Origin of the sequence: Streptoalloteichus tenebrarius (genome assembly GCF_024171885.1) — a bacterium.
Taxonomy (GTDB): domain Bacteria; phylum Actinomycetota; class Actinomycetes; order Mycobacteriales; family Pseudonocardiaceae; genus Streptoalloteichus; species Streptoalloteichus tenebrarius.
On the sequence record NZ_JAMTCP010000004.1, the window covers coordinates 274,259 to 289,186 of the forward strand.

The 14,928-nt window shown below is 72.7% G+C and carries 14 protein-coding genes; 4 read left to right on the forward strand and 10 right to left on the reverse strand.

Annotated elements, in window-relative coordinates:
- Positions 1-325: 325 nt before the first annotated feature.
- On the forward strand, positions 326-892 hold the full coding sequence (locus LX15_RS06550) for a GNAT family N-acetyltransferase (RefSeq protein ID WP_253668576.1): 567 nt from the start codon (positions 326-328) through the stop codon (positions 890-892).
- A 54-nt stretch (positions 893-946) separates the two neighbouring features.
- Here the strand turns inward: LX15_RS06550 and LX15_RS06555 are convergent, their stop codons facing one another.
- Entirely contained in the window at positions 947-1,780 is an 834-nt protein-coding gene (locus tag LX15_RS06555; RefSeq protein WP_253668577.1) for a nitroreductase/quinone reductase family protein, read from the reverse strand.
- Between the two features lie 658 nt (positions 1,781-2,438).
- Here LX15_RS06555 and LX15_RS06560 point away from each other — a divergent pair.
- Positions 2,439-3,149, forward strand: coding sequence for an SDR family oxidoreductase (locus tag LX15_RS06560; protein ID WP_253668578.1), 711 nt, complete (start codon positions 2,439-2,441; stop codon positions 3,147-3,149).
- Between the two features lie 58 nt (positions 3,150-3,207).
- Here the strand turns inward: LX15_RS06560 and LX15_RS06565 are convergent, their stop codons facing one another.
- The 5 genes from LX15_RS06565 to LX15_RS06585 all read right to left on the reverse strand — a co-directional run bounded on the left by LX15_RS06565 (position 3,208) and on the right by LX15_RS06585 (position 8,898).
- Positions 3,208-3,480, reverse strand: a complete 273-nt coding sequence (locus LX15_RS06565; RefSeq protein WP_253668579.1) for a DUF2631 domain-containing protein — start codon at positions 3,478-3,480, stop codon at positions 3,208-3,210.
- Positions 3,481-3,659: 179 nt separating this feature from the next.
- Positions 3,660-4,598: a non-homologous end-joining DNA ligase gene (gene ligD, locus LX15_RS06570; protein WP_253668580.1), complete on the reverse strand. Its 939-nt coding sequence runs from the start codon at positions 4,596-4,598 to the stop codon at positions 3,660-3,662.
- Positions 4,588-6,042, reverse strand: coding sequence for a non-homologous end-joining DNA ligase (gene ligD, locus LX15_RS06575; protein ID WP_253668581.1), 1,455 nt, complete (start codon positions 6,040-6,042; stop codon positions 4,588-4,590). The genes ligD (LX15_RS06570) and ligD (LX15_RS06575) overlap by 11 nt, the downstream gene beginning before the upstream one ends.
- A gap of 31 nt (positions 6,043-6,073) precedes the next feature.
- Positions 6,074-7,018 (reverse strand): non-homologous end joining protein Ku, encoded by a 945-nt coding sequence (gene ku, locus LX15_RS06580; protein ID WP_253668582.1) that lies wholly within the window; start codon positions 7,016-7,018, stop codon positions 6,074-6,076.
- A 197-nt stretch (positions 7,019-7,215) separates the two neighbouring features.
- Positions 7,216-8,898: a bifunctional 3'-5' exonuclease/DNA polymerase gene (locus LX15_RS06585; protein WP_253668583.1), complete on the reverse strand. Its 1,683-nt coding sequence runs from the start codon at positions 8,896-8,898 to the stop codon at positions 7,216-7,218.
- 260 nt (positions 8,899-9,158) lie between these two features.
- Between LX15_RS06585 and LX15_RS06590 the strand changes: the two genes are divergently transcribed.
- Positions 9,159-9,296, forward strand: a complete 138-nt coding sequence (locus tag LX15_RS06590; RefSeq protein WP_253668584.1) for a hypothetical protein — start codon at positions 9,159-9,161, stop codon at positions 9,294-9,296.
- A 268-nt stretch (positions 9,297-9,564) separates the two neighbouring features.
- On the opposite strand, the gene LX15_RS06595 is transcribed toward LX15_RS06590, so the two are convergent.
- The 3 genes from LX15_RS06595 to LX15_RS32255 all read right to left on the reverse strand — a co-directional run bounded on the left by LX15_RS06595 (position 9,565) and on the right by LX15_RS32255 (position 12,538).
- Positions 9,565-10,545 (reverse strand): tyrosine-type recombinase/integrase, encoded by a 981-nt coding sequence (locus LX15_RS06595; RefSeq protein ID WP_372502418.1) that lies wholly within the window; start codon positions 10,543-10,545, stop codon positions 9,565-9,567.
- Positions 10,546-10,656: 111 nt separating this feature from the next.
- Positions 10,657-11,757, reverse strand: a complete 1,101-nt coding sequence (locus LX15_RS06600) for an aminotransferase-like domain-containing protein (protein WP_253668586.1) — start codon at positions 11,755-11,757, stop codon at positions 10,657-10,659.
- Between the two features lie 88 nt (positions 11,758-11,845).
- The gene (locus LX15_RS32255; protein ID WP_308213418.1) at positions 11,846-12,538 is read right to left on the reverse strand and encodes a TetR/AcrR family transcriptional regulator; all 693 of its coding nucleotides are present in this window, start codon (positions 12,536-12,538) and stop codon (positions 11,846-11,848) included.
- A gap of 412 nt (positions 12,539-12,950) precedes the next feature.
- Between LX15_RS32255 and LX15_RS06610 the strand changes: the two genes are divergently transcribed.
- Positions 12,951-13,979 (forward strand): LLM class flavin-dependent oxidoreductase, encoded by a 1,029-nt coding sequence (locus LX15_RS06610; protein WP_253668587.1) that lies wholly within the window; start codon positions 12,951-12,953, stop codon positions 13,977-13,979.
- A 415-nt stretch (positions 13,980-14,394) separates the two neighbouring features.
- Here the strand turns inward: LX15_RS06610 and LX15_RS06615 are convergent, their stop codons facing one another.
- A complete protein-coding gene (locus tag LX15_RS06615) occupies positions 14,395-14,796 on the reverse strand; it encodes a PPOX class F420-dependent oxidoreductase (protein WP_253668588.1) in 402 nt (133 codons plus the stop codon).
- Between the last annotated feature and the right edge of the window lie 132 nt (positions 14,797-14,928).

Here is a 14,928-nt window from a genome sequence, read left to right on the forward strand (position 1 = left end):
AAGCAGATGCAGATGGTCTGCGGAGTCACCTCCGCCTCGCTGGGCGTCACTTCCTCGAACGGGTCGCATGAGAAATTCATGGGACACCTCCTCACTGGGCACTACGGGGCAGGTCGGGGGCAGGTCCAGTCGCGGCTAACCAGGCGGTCCCGCCGGCAAACCGCCACGGCCCGAACGGGAGACCTCGGCCGCACCTGTGAGTGACTTCCGGAGGTCAGCCCACCGCTCGTGTGGGGGAGTCGCGGGGCCTGGAATTCGGCGGCGGGTCGGACAGGGCTTCGGGCAGGATGCCGGCCAGGTCGGGCGGCACGCGAAGGGGTCAGGGGTGCGGGTCTTCCTGGAGACGGACCGGCTGGTGTTGCGCCGGTTCACCGAGTCCGACGTGGACAACCTGGTCGAGCTGGACGGCGACCCGGCGGTGATGCGCTTCCTCACCGGCGAGCCCACGCCGCGCTCGGAGATCGAGAACGAGATCCTGCCCCGGATCCTGCGCGACTACCGCCGGGGACCGGCGGGGCGGTGGGCGGCGCACGAGCGGTCGACGGGGGAGTTCGTGGGCTGGCTGGCCCTCCAGCCGCCGGAGGACGGCGCTGTCGCCGAGCTGGAGCTGGGTTACCGCCTGAAGGCGTCGGTGTGGGGCCGGGGGTACGCCACCGAGGGGTCACGGGCCCTCGTCCGCACGGCGTTCACCGAGCTGGGGGCGCAGCGGGTGTGGGCGCAGACCATGGCGGTCAACCACGCCTCGCGGCGGGTGATGGAGAAGGCCGGCCTGCGGTACGTGCGGACCTTCCACCTGCACTTCGACGACCCGCTGCCCGGCACCGAGCACGGTGAGGTCGAGTACGAGCTGCGGCGGGCCGACTGGCTGGCGGCGGGCCGCCGGTCGCGGTGAGCGGACGGGTGTGGGAGGGCGGGCCGGCGAGAGCCCGCCCTCCCACACCCGAGGTCAGGCGGCTGGCGCGTCGAGGATGGGGATGAGCTGCTCCTCCTCGTAGGTCAGGTGCGCCTCCAGGTCGGCGGTGAGCCGGTCGACCTCGGCCAACACCCGCTCGCGGTCGGCGTGCGGGGTGGAGATGACCCGCTGGAGCTCCTCCAGCAGGGCGGCGATCCTCTGGTGTTCCTGGCCCAGCCGGGCCAGCACCGGGGCGAGGTCGGGGCGGTGCTCGGCGAGGTGCGGGAACAGGCCGCTGTCCTCGACGGTGTGGTGGAAGCGCAGGCCCTGGCACAGGGTCAGGCAGTTCACCCGGAGCTGGGCGCCCAGGCCGGGGCCGGAGCGGGCGATCTCGTCGCGGATGAGGGCCAGCTCGCGGCGGAAGGCGTCGTGGACCAGCCTCAGGCCCTCGCCCGGCGAGCTGGCGTTGGGCGGGCCCCCGCCGACGCGCTCCAGGGCGACCACGGGGATGGTCCGGCTGGTCCTGGCCTGGTACTCGGCCCAGCCGGGGTCGGTCTCCACGGCGCGGGCGAAGGCGCGGTCGCGTTCGTCGCCCTCCAGGACGGTCGCCCGCGCCGGGTAGGTGAACACCCCGTCCTCGACGGTGACCTCGGGGTTGGCCAGCAGGTTGTGGAACCAGGCGGGGTGGCGGGGCGCGCCGCCGGCCGAGGCGATGACCAGCACGCGGTCGCCGTCGGGCAGGTAGCCGACCGGCGTGGTGTGGGGGCGGCCGGACCGCGCCCCGGTGGTGGTCAGCAGCAGCAGTCGGGCGTTCTCGAAGGGCGGGCCGACCCGGCCGCGGTGGGCGCGGAACTCGTCGATGACACGTTGGTTGAAATCGTGGGGCATGCTCTCGTTTCTTCTCTGGGACGTTGTTGCGCGCGGGCGTTCGGCGGGCATGGCGAGAAACCGCCCGGTGGGCGGAGAAAAGCCAGGGAACGCCCCTGCGCGGGGAAATGCGGGAAACCGCTCGACGCGAAACCCCGCCACGGCGTCGCGCCGAGGGGTGGGGTCGTGCGGACAGAGGGTGTGGTCGACGACGAACACGTCATCGAGCTGGGAATACGCCGCGCTGGGCGCGGGAGGACAGGGGAGGTGGCCCTCGGGGCCACCGCGCGGTCACGCGGTGGCCGGGTGCCTTCCTCGCTCGTGGCCCATGGCCGACCCGGCAGTCACGACCGGAACCCTAGTTGACCTGATCGGGCGAAGGCAACCGTCGGATTCCGGAAAGGCTCCGCCGGAGGTCTTTTCTCCCCTGATTCCCCTCTGGCTTGGTTTCCCGCCCCGGGTTCGTTCGAGGGTCGGTCGGGGCGTGCCCTCAGCCGGTCTCGGGGCGGCGCGTCGGGCTGGAGGGCGCGGAGGCCGGCGAGGGCCCGCGTGCGCGTCGCCCGGTCGACGCGATCCGTCGCCGGCGCGGACCGACGCCCGCCGGCCCCTGTCGATGTGACCTACATCCGTTCCGGAATGGAACGGAATAGGTGGTGGGCGGGCGCCGTTCCCACCCGGTATGAAAGATCAACTCGTGGTGGTGATCGGCGGGACCTCCGGCATCGGGTTCGAGGTGGCCCGCCGCGTGGTCGAGCGGGGCGGCCAGGTCGTCCTCGGCGGCCGCGACCCCGAACGGCTGGAGCGGGCGGTGTCCACGCTCGGTGCGGCGGCCAGCGGCCGCACCGTCGACGTGACCGACAAGTCCTCGATCGCGGCGTTCTTCGAACCCCTGACGCGCCTGGACCACCTGTTCGCCCCCGGCTCCTCCTACGGGCGGGGCAAGCTGCTGGAGATCAGCGACGAGCTGGCGGAGAGCCCGTTCCGCGCGAAGTTCTGGGGCCAGTACTACGCGGTCAAGAACGCCGCGCCCAAGATCGCCAAGACCGGGTCGATCGTGCTGATGGCCGGCGCCTACAGCGTGCGCCCTCCGGTGGACGGCGCGGCCTACGCGGCGTGCAACGGGGCGCTGGAGAGCCTGGGCCGCGCGCTGGCGCTGGAGCTGAGCCCGGTCCGGGTCAACGTGGTCTCGCCCGGGATGATCGACAGCGACCTGTGGGCGCGGGTGCCGTCGGAGGTGCGCGAGCAGAACGTCGCCAGCTTCAGCCGCGACACCCTCGTGGGCCGGCCGGGCACGGTCGCCGAGGCGGCCGAGGCCGTGCTCTACCTGATGACCAACACCTACACCACCGGCTCGGTCCTCTACCCCGACGGCGGCTTCTCCCTCCGCTGACACCTCACCCCGAGGGGGCGGCTCCCCGCGCGGGGAGCCGCCCCCTCGGCCCGTCGGGTCACAGCTTGTTGAGGCGGTTGCGGCGCACCAGGTCGCGGATCAGCAGGATCGCCATCACCAGCGCGATGCCGCCCATCCACACGTCGGGCCAGTCGCTGGTGCCCCGCTGGAGCGTGAAGATCATCAACAGCAGGACGACGACGGTGCCCCACCCGGCGAGCTGCGTGCCGCGGGGGAACACCCCGTGCCACCCCCAGCGGGTGGAGGGCTCCTCGTAGACGTCCATGGGCCGCACCACGTGCCAGGCGGGCCCGGGAGAGGAGGTGGGCATGAGGTCCTCCTGCTCGACTCCTGGCCTCATCGGCCGTCGACACCACGTCGTACGCGGTCTTGCGCGCCGTGCCACGGTCACCCGCGCCACGACGCGTCCCGATCGTGCCACCGGCACCCGCCCGCCACGCCCGGCCACGCGCCGCGCCCACCCCACCGAGTGAACGGTGACGAAGCGGCTCAGGAGGCGGCCGAGGGACGGGCGGGCAGGGACCGCCGCGCGTGCGGCCCGAGCACCCCGTCGAACAGGTCCCCGTGCTCGTCGACGCGGTCCAGCACCTCCGGCGCGGTGAACACCAGGTCCTCCGGGCGCGCGCAGGCGGCCACCTCCTCCCAGGTGACCGGGGTCGACACCGTGGGCCGGGGCCGGGCCCGCAGCGAGTAGGGCGCCACCGTCGTCTTCTTCGGGTTGTTCTGGCTCCAGTCGATGAACACCTTGCCGTGCCGGGCCTGCTTGGCCATGGTCGCCACCACCTGCCGGGGTGTCTGCCGGGCCAGCAGCTCCGCGGCGGCCCGCGCGTACTCGCTGGTGCGCTCCGGCCCCGGCACCGACACCGGCACGTAGAGCTGGAGCCCCTTGGAGCCGCTGGTCTTGGGCCACGCCGTCAGGTCGTCGGCCTCCAGCAGCTCCCGCAGCCGCTCGGCCACCCGGCAGCACTCCACCACCGTGGCGGGCGCGCCGGGGTCGAGGTCGAACACCAGCAGGTCCGGATCCCGCGGCCCACCGCGCGGCCCGACCGTCCACTGGGGAACGTGCAGCTCCAGCGACGCCAGGTTGGCCACCCACACCAGGGTCGGCAGGTCGTCGATCACCGCGAAGTCCGCCGCCTCGGCGCCCTTGCCGCTGCCCGGCGTGGGCACCCGCACGGTGCGCACCCACGGGGGAGCGTGCCGGGAGACGTCCTTCTCGAAGAACGAGTCCGCCTCCACCCCGTCGGGGTAGCGGCGCAGCGTCAGCGGACGTCCCCGCAGGTGGGGCAGCAGCACCGGCGCGATCCGCGCGTAGTAGTCGATCACCTCGGCCTTGGTGAACCCCTCCTCCGGGTACAGCACCTTGTCCAGGTTGGACAGACGCAGCCGCCGGTCGCCCACCCGCGTGGTGACGGTGTCAGACCTCATCGAGGACGACCTCCCGCGGCGACCTGTCCGGGCGCAGCCCCCGCCACGACGGCGCCCGCATCCGCCCGTCCCGCGTCCACTCGCGGAACACCACCTCGCCGACCAGGGTGGGGGAGACCCAGCGGGCCTGCCGCCGCAGGTCGGCGGGCAGCGGCGTGACGAACGGGGAGGTCTTGCGGGCCCGCCGGGCGAGCAGCCCCCGCAGATGGTCCAGCGCGGCGTCGGTGAACCCGGTGCCGACCAGGCCCACGAACCGCAGCCCGCCCTCCTCGGGGATCCCGCACACCAACGCGCCCACGGTGTCGGCGCGGCGCCCCTGCCCTGGCCGCCACCCGCCGATCACCACCTCCTGGGCGCGCACGTGCGCCACCTTGATCCAGTCCGGTGAGCGCCGGCCGGGCTGGTAGCGCGAGGCCAGCCGCTTGGCCACCACCCCCTCCAGGCCCTGCTCACGGCTGGCCCGCAACACCGCCGACCCCGCCCCGGGGAACGACGGCGGGGTCTGCCAGCGCGGACCGGACAGCGCCATGCCCTCCAGCAGGTGGCGGCGCCGCTCGTAGGGCAGCTCCAGACACGACCGCCCGTCCAGGTGCAGCAGGTCGAACACCAGGTAGGTCACCGGCCGCGCGCCGGCCAGCCGCCGGGCCTGCGCCTCCCCGCCGACGTGCATCCGCCGCTGCAACGCCGCGAACGACGGCCGCCCGCCCTCGAAGGCCACGATCTCCCCGTCCAGCAGCACCTGCGTGGACCCCAGGCTCTCGCCCAACGCCCGCAGCTCCGGGTAGCTGCGGGTGACGTCGTTGCCCAGCCGCGAGGTGATCGTCACCCGACCGCCCTCCACCCGCACCAACGCCCGCACCCCGTCCCACTTGAACTCGTACGCCCACTGCGGGTCCTGCTCGGCCGGCGGCAACACGCCCGCCGTGGCCAGCATCGGCGCCAGTGACGACGGCAGCGGCTCCCACCCCGGCTCCTGCGGCGGGTCCGAGCGCCGCACCAGCCACTCGTCCCGCTCCCCACCGCCGCCCCGCGAGCGCCGGAAGAACACGTACCGGCCGCGCACCCGCTCGCCGCGGAGCACGACCGAGACCTCGTCCCGGCTCCACTTCACCGTCTCGTACCGGCCCCGATCCCAGATGATCATCCGGCCCGCGCCGTACTCGCCGGCCGGGATCTCGCCCTCGAAGTCGGCGTACTCCAGCGGGTGGTCCTCGGTGCGCACCGCCAGCCGCACCGACTCCTGGTCCGGCGGCAGCCCCTTGGGCACCGCCCAGGACACCAGCACGCCCCCGCGTTCCAGCCGCACGTCCCAGTGCAGCCGCCGGGCGTGGTGCTCCTGGATGACGAACAGCTCGTCCCGACCGGGCCGCACCGGCTCCTCGGGCACCGGCTCGGGAGTGCGGCGCGGGTCCCGCCTGCGCCGGTACTCGCCAAGATCACCCATCGGCCGGCCCCGATCGCGACAGTGGGCGGTCTCAGGCCGGGCGCTTCTTGCCGCTGGTCTTGCGCTGCCCACCCGCGCCCGACCGCGCCCCGCTGGTCTTGCCCTCCCCGGCGGCCTTCTTCGCCGACCGGTCCGAGGAGGCCACCTTCGCCCGCCCGCCGGCCCGCTTGCCGCCCTCCCGCGACGCCGCGCGCCCCCCGCCCCGGGAGGAGCGAGCCGCCTCCACGCTGCGCTCCAGCGCGGTCATCAGGTCGATCACCTCACCGGCCGGCTCCGGCTCGGCCCGCGCCGGCGGCTCCGCGCCCTCGGCCTTGGCCTCGATCAACTCGGCCACGGCCTCGCGGTAGTCGTCGTGGAACTCCTCCGGGGTGAACTCCCCGGCCATGTTCTCGATCAGCGAGCGGGCCATCTCCAGCTCCTGCGGCCGCACCGTGGTGTCGGACTCCAGGAACCCGAAGTCGGGGGTGCGGATCTCGTCGGGCCACAGCATCGTGTGCAGCACCAGCACGTCCTCGCGCGCCCGCAGGATCGCCAACGTCTCCCGCTGCCGCAGCGTCACCTTCACCAGCGCCAGCCGGTCCACCCGCTCCAACGCCTGCCGCAGCAGCACGTAGGGCCGCACGGCGGCCTTCTCCGGCTCCAGGTAGTAGCTCTTCTGGAAGTAGATCGGGTCGACGTCCTCGGCCGGCACGAACTCCACCACCTCGATGGCCCGGTCGGTGGAGATCGGCAGCTTGTCGAAGTCCTCGTCGCCCAGGACGACCATCCGGCCGTCCTCCAGCTCGTAGCCCTTGGCGATGTCGGCGTAGGGCACCTCCTCGCCGCACACCGTGCACACCCGCTGGTAGCGGATCCGGCCGTTGTCGACCCGGTGCACCTGGTGGAACCGGAAGTCGTGCTCCTCGGTCGCGGCGAACAGCTTCACGCCGATCGTCACCAGACCGAAGGAGATCGCGCCCTTCCACATCGCCCTCATGGCCCCTGGGTACCTCGGATGGAGCACACCCGCACCCTTTTGTCACCCACTTGGGTGGCGTGTCGGGCTTGACTCACCCACCATCCGGGAACCCTTGTTCGGCGCGCCGCCGCCGTGTCGTCTCCTCGCGCGGCCCTGTGCCGCCCCGTGCGGCGCGGTGTCGACAACCGCCGCCGTCGCCGCCCCCCTGGGGCGCCTCACTTCGCGTCGGCGTAACAGTCCACCACCGACACCTCCAGCGGGAACCGCACCGGCGTGGACCCGAACACCCACCGCGTCGCCTCCACCCCCGCCCAGCGCACGGCCTCCGCCACGTCCTCGGCCACCTCACGCCGGCAGTGCAACATCACCTCGTCGTGCTGGAAGAACACCAGCTCCGCCGACCCCGCCCACCGACCCACCCGCTGCCGCAACACCGCCACCAGCACCAACGCCCACTCCGCCGCGCTGGCCTGCACCACGAAGTTGCGGGTGAACCGCCCCCAGTCCCGCGCCACCCGCCGCGCCTGCCGCTTCTCGGCCTCCCCGGCCCCCGGGTCCGCGCCCCGCTCGATCACCGCGTGCCACCGCGCCGACGGCGGGGGAGAGGTCCGCCCCAGCCGCGACCGCACCACCCGACCCTCCTCACCGGCCCGCGCCGCCGCCTCCACGAACCCCATCGCCTCGGGGAACCGCTGCCGCAACACCGCCAGCAACGGGCCAGCCCCACCCGAGGTGCCCCCGTACATCGCCGACAACAACCCGAGCTTGGCCCGCTTCCGATCCCCGCCGAACACCTCCTCGGCCACCGCCGCGTACAGGTCGCCCTCCCCGGCCACCCGCGCGAACCCCCGATCACCCGACAACGCCGCCAACACCCTCGGCTCCAACTGCGCGGCGTCGGCCACCACCAACACCCACCCCGGGTCGGCCACCACCGCCCGGCGCACCACCTTCGGCACCTGCAACGCCGCGCCACCCCGGCTGGCCCACCGGCCCGACACGACCCCGCCCACCACGTACTCCGGCCGGAACCGGCCGTCCCGCACCCACGACTCCAACCACGACCACCCGTGCGCCGTGTACAGCCGGGACAACTCCTTGTACCGCAACAACGGCTCCACAGCCGGGTGGTCGACCTCCCGCAACACCCACGACCGCGTCGAGGGCAGATCCACCCCGTCGTGCGCGAACGCCCGCACCAGATCCGCCGGCGAGTCCGGGTTCACCGCCCGACCCCCGAACGCCGCCACCACCCGCCCGGCCAGCTCCGCCAACCGCGCCGGCAACGCCCCCGCCGGCGGACGGCTGCCCAGCAACTCGGTCAACAACGCGTCGTGCGCGTCCGCCCGCCACGGCACCCCGTGGTGCGTCATCTCCGCCGCCGCCAACGACCCCGCCGACTCCGCGGCCACCAACAACCGCATCAGCCCCGGGTGATCCACCTCCGCGACCCGCCGCTCCTGGTCCGCCAGCACCGCGGCGAGCGCCTCCACCGGGTCCACCTCGGGCGTGCCCGCCGCCACCGTCTCGAACAACGCCGGCTGGTGCTCCTCCCGACGCCGCACCGGCGGGTCCGGCGGCACCGGACCACCCCGCAACCGCGCCCACGCCGCGCCCCACCACCGCGGCTCACCGTGCCGACACGCCCACCCCAACAACAACGCCTCGGTCAACGCCAGGTCGTGACACCGCCGCACCCGCACCCCGGCCCGCAACAACTCCGGGTACACCTCGGCCGTGGCCGCCCACACCCACCGGGGCCGCGCCACCCGCTCCCACTCGGCCACCCGCGCGGCGAGGTCGTCGACCTCCTCCACCGGCCCGGCCGGCGTCCCGTCCGCGCCCACCGGCCGCAACCGGCCGCCCCCGTCAGGACGCGGCACCACCACCACCCGCATGACCAGGCATTCTGCGTCATCGCACCGACAACCACGGCCTCGGCGGACCACCACGCCCCACCCCACGACACCGACGCCTCCGACCCCCGCCAGGCGTCCCCGCCGATACCCGCACGGCCCCGCCGAAAGATCCGGCCACGACGGCGCGACGCGCCGGGTCATGACGACCACGCAACGCCACGGTCGCCGATCGCGGCTGGTGGAGCCTGGGCGGCCAGCCCGACGCGTTCCTCACCGACCGACGCCCCGACCCCGCCACCATGATCGACCCCGGCCGCCACGTCCTCGACCAGGCCGAACAGACCGTCCCCGACCTCCTCGACCGCACCCTCGCGGCACTGACCCGCCGAGCGCGACCAACTCACCACCCCGCTCGGACACTGGACGCCGCCGACTGAGCGCATCCCAACCCGGAGGACACGCGCCCACAACGCGCACTCCATCGCCGAGGCCGTTCAGGCGGTGAACACCGGGGCGACGAGACCCATCACCCGGGAAAGAGCGCACCCTCCGCGGCACACCACCGGGGGAGAGGACACCCAGAGCAAATCCGGGGGAGCCCACCGGAGATCACGACACCAACGGGGCTCCCACCGAAGCGCCCCCACCCCAACCAGCACCCCGAGCCCAACCCGCACGCACAACCAGGCAAGGGGGAGCAAGGGCTCAGCCCTCGCCCAACGCCACCTCACCCAACTTCCGATACGTCCGGTTCGACGCCGCCGCCAGCCGACGCTCCCGACTCGTCGACTCGATGTAGTGCTGGCTCGACGCCAACGACGCGTGCCCCAACAACCGCATGATCTCCGCCGCGTGCGCCCCGTCCTCCGCCAACCGCGTCGCGAACGTGTGCCGCAACGCGTGCAGATTCGCCCCCGACGGCACCCGGTCATGCAACCCCGCCCACCGGTAACAGGACTGCACCAGGTACTGCAACGCCCCCCGACCCATCGCCGCACCCGACCGATCCACCAACAACGGCGAATCCCGACCCACCCGATCGCCGGGAAACCGCCGCCGCCGCGACCCCAGGTACGCCTCGATCACCCGCTCCATCGCCGGCTCGATCGGCACCGACCGCTCCCGACTGCCCTTCCCCCGCACGTGCAGCCGCTTCTCCCCAGGCCGCCCCACCACACAACCCACCGTCAACGCCAACATCTCACTGGACCGCAACCCGCACAGCAGCCCCAACGCCAACACCAACAGATCCCGCTCCGGCCACGGATCCCGCGCCCGACGCCCACCCGAGGCCACCGACTCCAACAACCGCTCCGGCGTGTCCTCACCCCGCAACGGCTTCGGCGCGTGCGCCGGCGGCCGAGGCCGCGCCACCGCCCCCATCGGATTCCCCGGAATCCACCCCTCCGCCACGCAGAACGTCAACAACTGGTTCCACGTCGACCACGCCCGCAACACCGAACTCTTCGCGTGGGTGTCGGCGAACAACCCGAACGCCCGCCGCAACGCCTCCGCCGTCACCTCCGACAGCGACAACTCCTCACCCGCACGCCCCACCACCTCGGCCAACCGCGCCCGCACACCCGCCACGTCCCGCCGATACGCCGCCGTGGTGTGCGGCGAGTCCTTCCTCGGCCGACGAGCCTCGAAGAACGCCTCCTCCGCGTCGACCAACCGCACCAACAGCACCCCTCACACGACCGACACCACCACCACGCCGATCATGCACGACGCCCCCGGCGCCACGCGCACACGCACGCGCCACCGGGGGCGTCAACACCAGAGCGTGAGAAGGGCTCAGCCGGCGCGGACCACCGCCACCGCCTCGGCCAACCGCCGCACACCCTCGTCGATCTGCTCCACCGTCACCGCCGAGTACGCCAACCGCAGCGCGCTCCGGCCACCCTCCAGCAGGAAGTCACTGCCCTTCACCACAGCCACGCCCCGCTCGGCCGCCGCCGACACCAACGCCGCCGCGTCCACATCCTCCGGCAGCTCCACCCACAGGAAGTAGCCGCCGTCCGGCTCGGTGAACCGCGCCTCCGGCAGGTGCCGCCGCAGCGACTCCGCCAGCACCGACGCCCGCTCCGCCAACGCCGTCCGCACCGTCTTGATCGAGGCCTCCAACGCGCCCGACACGCAGAACTGGTGCACCACGGCCTGCGCCACCATGCCGGGCGAGATGTACAGGCTCGTCGCCTTCGCCGCGATCTCCCTGATCAGCGACGCCGCGCCCACCAGGTACCCGACCCGCACACCCGGGCACACCGTCTTGGTGAAGCTCGACGCGTGCACCACCCGCCCCGCGCCGCCGTCCAACTCCAGCATCGACGGCACCGGCTCACCCCGGAACCGGATGTCCACGTACGGGTCGTCCTCGAAGATCGTGAACCCGAACTCGGCGGCCAACTCCAGCAACGCCCGCCGCTTCTCCAGCGACAACGTCACCCCGGCCGGGTTCTGGAAGTTCGGGATGACGTGCGCCAGCTTCGGCCGCACCCCCGACTCCACCAGCGCCCGCAGCTCCGCCACGTCGATCCCGTCGTCCCGCAGCGTCACCTGGTGCACCACCGCACCCATCGCCCGCAGGTTCTGCAACGTCCGGTCGTACGTCGGCCGCTCGACCACCACGTGATCCCCGGCCGACACCAGGTGCTCGAACAGGAACGCGTCAGCCTGCAACGACCCGTTCGTCACCAACACCTGGTCGGCGCCCACACCATGCTTGTCGGCCACCCACTGCCGCAACGGCGCGTAACCAGCCGAGGGACCATAGGCGGTCACACCCACCGGATCGGCCTCGAACGCCCGCACAGCGGCGGCCTTCAGACCATCAACGTCGACGATGTCCAGCGACGGGGCACCACGGGCAAAGGAAATGAGCTGCGCAGCGGTCACGGCGCCCAAGCCTACGACCCCACCACCAGCCCCCGAACGCAAGGCCAGGGAAAAGACCAGGGGAGACGCCGCCACCGCACCCAGCCCACTACCGACCAGCACCCCCGGCCAACCGCGACAACCACTCCCGCAACAACGCGACCTCCGCCGCCGAGAACCCCTCCGCCTCACCCAACGGCAACGCCAACAACCGCTCCGCCGCCTCGGCCGACGCCGACACCTCCGCCGACCGCCGCTCCGCCACCAACACCTGGTCGAACACCGCCTGCCGCACCAACTCCGACACCCGACGCCACACCCGCTCGTCGGCCTCGGCGATCGCCCGCAGCGTCACCCCCACCACGGCCGACTCGATCATCCGCGCCGCCCACTCGACCTCCACCCGCAGCAGACCCGCCCGCGCCACCCGCTCCAACAACCCCACCAGGAGCGCAGTCGCCTCCGTCGCCGCGGACGGCTGCCTGCCCGGCCGCGCCCGCCCGTACATCAACGCGTAGAACGCCGGATGAGCGCACCCGAACTCCACGTGGGCGTCCCACCCCCGACGCAGGTCCTCCACCGGGTCCCCGCTGCTGGGCAGCTCCCGCTTCCGCGCCAGGTACTCCTCGAAGCCGTACCGCACCACGGCCTCGAACAGCCCCTCCTTGTCACCGAAGTGGTGATAGAGGGTCGGCGCGCCCACCCCCGCCTCGGTCAGGATCGCCCGCGTCGACACCGGCTCCCCACCGGACTCCGCCAACAACCGGGCGGCCGCCTCCAGGATTCGCTCTCGCGCACTCACGAACCGAGGGTACAGAACCTCTATAACGACGTTACCGATCAGTGGGGGCAGAGCAGCCGGGAGCGCGACCCAACCCGGCCCTGGGGACGTCACCGCTGATCACCAGCCCGAGGCGGGGGAGCGGACCCCGGAGAACGGTTGTTGATCACACCCAAACCCCGGTCGGCGCCCCCACCACGCCGCCGCACGACCTCAACCCAAGCTGACCCCCAGCCACCACACCAAGCACACCCTCACGGAAAACGACGGCAAGGTGCGCAACAACAGGCCCCCCACCAGTCAGCCTCACTCGACAACACCAACACCCCCCCACGCCGACACCACCCAGCAACCCGACGCCGACAACACGTGGTCACCCTCACCCCACCCATCCACCCGGGAATCACCCCCTCCACCAGGCGTTGACACTGACGTGCTGCCCACCCGGTTCTCCGTCCTGGACCGCTCCCTCACCCGCCAGGGACAAACCGAGGCCCAGAGCCTGCGCGACACCGTCCGCTTCGCCCAACAGGCCGAAGCCCTCGGCTACCACCGGTTCTGGGTCTCCGAACACCACAGCGTCCCCGGCGTCGCCGGATCGGCCCCCACCGTCCTCGCCGCCGCCGTCGCCGCCGCGACCTCCCACATCCGCGTCGGCACCGGGGGAGTCATGCTCCCCAACCACCGCCCCCTCGTCGTCGCCGAACAGTTCGGCGTCCTCTCCGCGCTCTTCCCCAACCGCATCGACATGGGACTGGGCCGCTCCGTCGGCTTCACCACCGGCATCCGCCGCGCCCTCGGCGCCGACAAGGACGCCGTCGAGCGGTTCGGCGCCCACCTCACCGAACTCCTCGGCTACTTCACCGGAGACCAGGACCACCACCCCGGCGTCCACGCCCACCCCGCCGAAGGACTCCGGGTCCCACCCTTCGTCCTCGCCAACGGCCCCGCCGCGGACCACGCCGCCGACCTCGGCCTCCCCCTGGTCATCGCCGTCCACGGCGGCGACCGCTGGCTCCAGGCCCTCGACCGCTACCGCACCCGCTTCCGCCCCTCCACTTGGTCGCCCCGCCCATACGTCATCGCCGCCGTCACCGCGGCGGTGGGGGAGACCCCGCAGCAGGCCCAACGCCTCCTGGCCTCCGAGGCCTGGTCCACCGCCTACTCCCGAACCCACGGCGAGTTCCCGCCCCTCCGCCCCGCCGACGAGGTCCTGGCACTGGACATGAGCGCCAGGGAGCGCGCCTTCTTCGAGGAGGCGCTGGCCGGACAGGTCCACGGCACCGAGGACGAGGTGGCCGCGACACTGGACACCCTCGCGACCAGGGGCGAGGTCGACGAGTTCCTCATCGGCATGAGCACCTACGACCGAGCGGAGATGCTCGACTCCTACCGCCGCCTCGCCCACGCGGTCGGCCTCACGAACCCCGCCCGGCAGGAGCGGGCAACGGCACACGTCTGAGGCAGGACCACCACGACACCACCGAAGACACCGGCTGCCCCAGGCAGAACAGACAGGTGAACCACGCCTCGACGAGGCGCGGTTCACCTACACCCAATCCAACCCCACTACCGGTCAAGGGCCAGGCGCGACCGGTCCACCATGACGACCTCCGGCACAACGACGTCGTGCCAACCCAGATGACCACCCACCGGCCACCCCGACAGCTCATGCCTGGAAAGGCCGACGGCTCGCCCCCGCCGGCCACCACGTCACAGGAGAACCGCGCCAACGGCCGGGGGAGACCCCGAGCATGCCGTGCCCACAGAACCGGCACTGGGCGCAGTGACCCTGAGCCGGTGGGGCACAGCGGATGCTCCGCGAAAACCCTGCCCGGGGCAGGGGCCACATCGACCCCTGACCCGGCGGATGGCGCTCAGGCCCCGAGACGACCCACGACCTTGCTTGGCGTCACGCGCAGGACCACCAACGCCTCGTCAGGATCGGCCGTCGGATTGAACTCGGCATACGCCTTTCCCGTGTACTTCACCGACAAAGCGTCAAGCAACTCCCGGCCACCCTCGTCACTCAACGCCACCTCGCCCCGGATCTCCGCGTAGGAGTAGGGCTCATCGACGGGCTGGACCACCACCGTCGCCCTCGGGTCACGACGGAGGTTGCGCTCCTTGCGGCTCCCCACGGCACTCGTGATCAGGATGTCGTCGCCGTCGTAGGTGGCCCACACCGGCGACGCCTGCGGGCTGCCGTCCGGCTGGATCGTCACCAACGTGACGAAAGTGGGCGCGTCGAGGACTTCCTTGAGACGATCGGACAACACGGCGGCCATGGGATGGTTCCCCCCTGCTTCTCGCGGCGTCGGGCTCGACGCACCTGCTGCGCCGATCTTGCCTCAGCGGCATGCCCCAGATGGCCCCGATCCGCTGCGTCCTCTACCACTGCGAACCTCGCC

Bases quoted from the DNA above. Each gene is read 5' to 3' on its own strand.
- LX15_RS06555 (WP_253668577.1), bottom strand. From the start codon at position 1,780: ATGCCCCACGATTTCAACCAACGTGTCATCGACGAGTTCCGCGCCCAC.
- LX15_RS06560 (WP_253668578.1), top strand. From the start codon at position 2,439: ATGAAAGATCAACTCGTGGTGGTGATCGGCGGGACCTCCGGCATCGGG.
- LX15_RS06565 (WP_253668579.1), bottom strand. From the start codon at position 3,480: ATGCCCACCTCCTCTCCCGGGCCCGCCTGGCACGTGGTGCGGCCCATG.
- ligD (WP_253668580.1), bottom strand. From the start codon at position 4,598: ATGAGGTCTGACACCGTCACCACGCGGGTGGGCGACCGGCGGCTGCGT.
- ligD (WP_253668581.1), bottom strand. From the start codon at position 6,042: ATGGGTGATCTTGGCGAGTACCGGCGCAGGCGGGACCCGCGCCGCACT.
- ku (WP_253668582.1), bottom strand. From the start codon at position 7,018: ATGAGGGCGATGTGGAAGGGCGCGATCTCCTTCGGTCTGGTGACGATC.
- LX15_RS06585 (WP_253668583.1), bottom strand. From the start codon at position 8,898: ATGCGGGTGGTGGTGGTGCCGCGTCCTGACGGGGGCGGCCGGTTGCGG.
- LX15_RS06590 (WP_253668584.1), top strand. From the start codon at position 9,159: ATGATCGACCCCGGCCGCCACGTCCTCGACCAGGCCGAACAGACCGTC.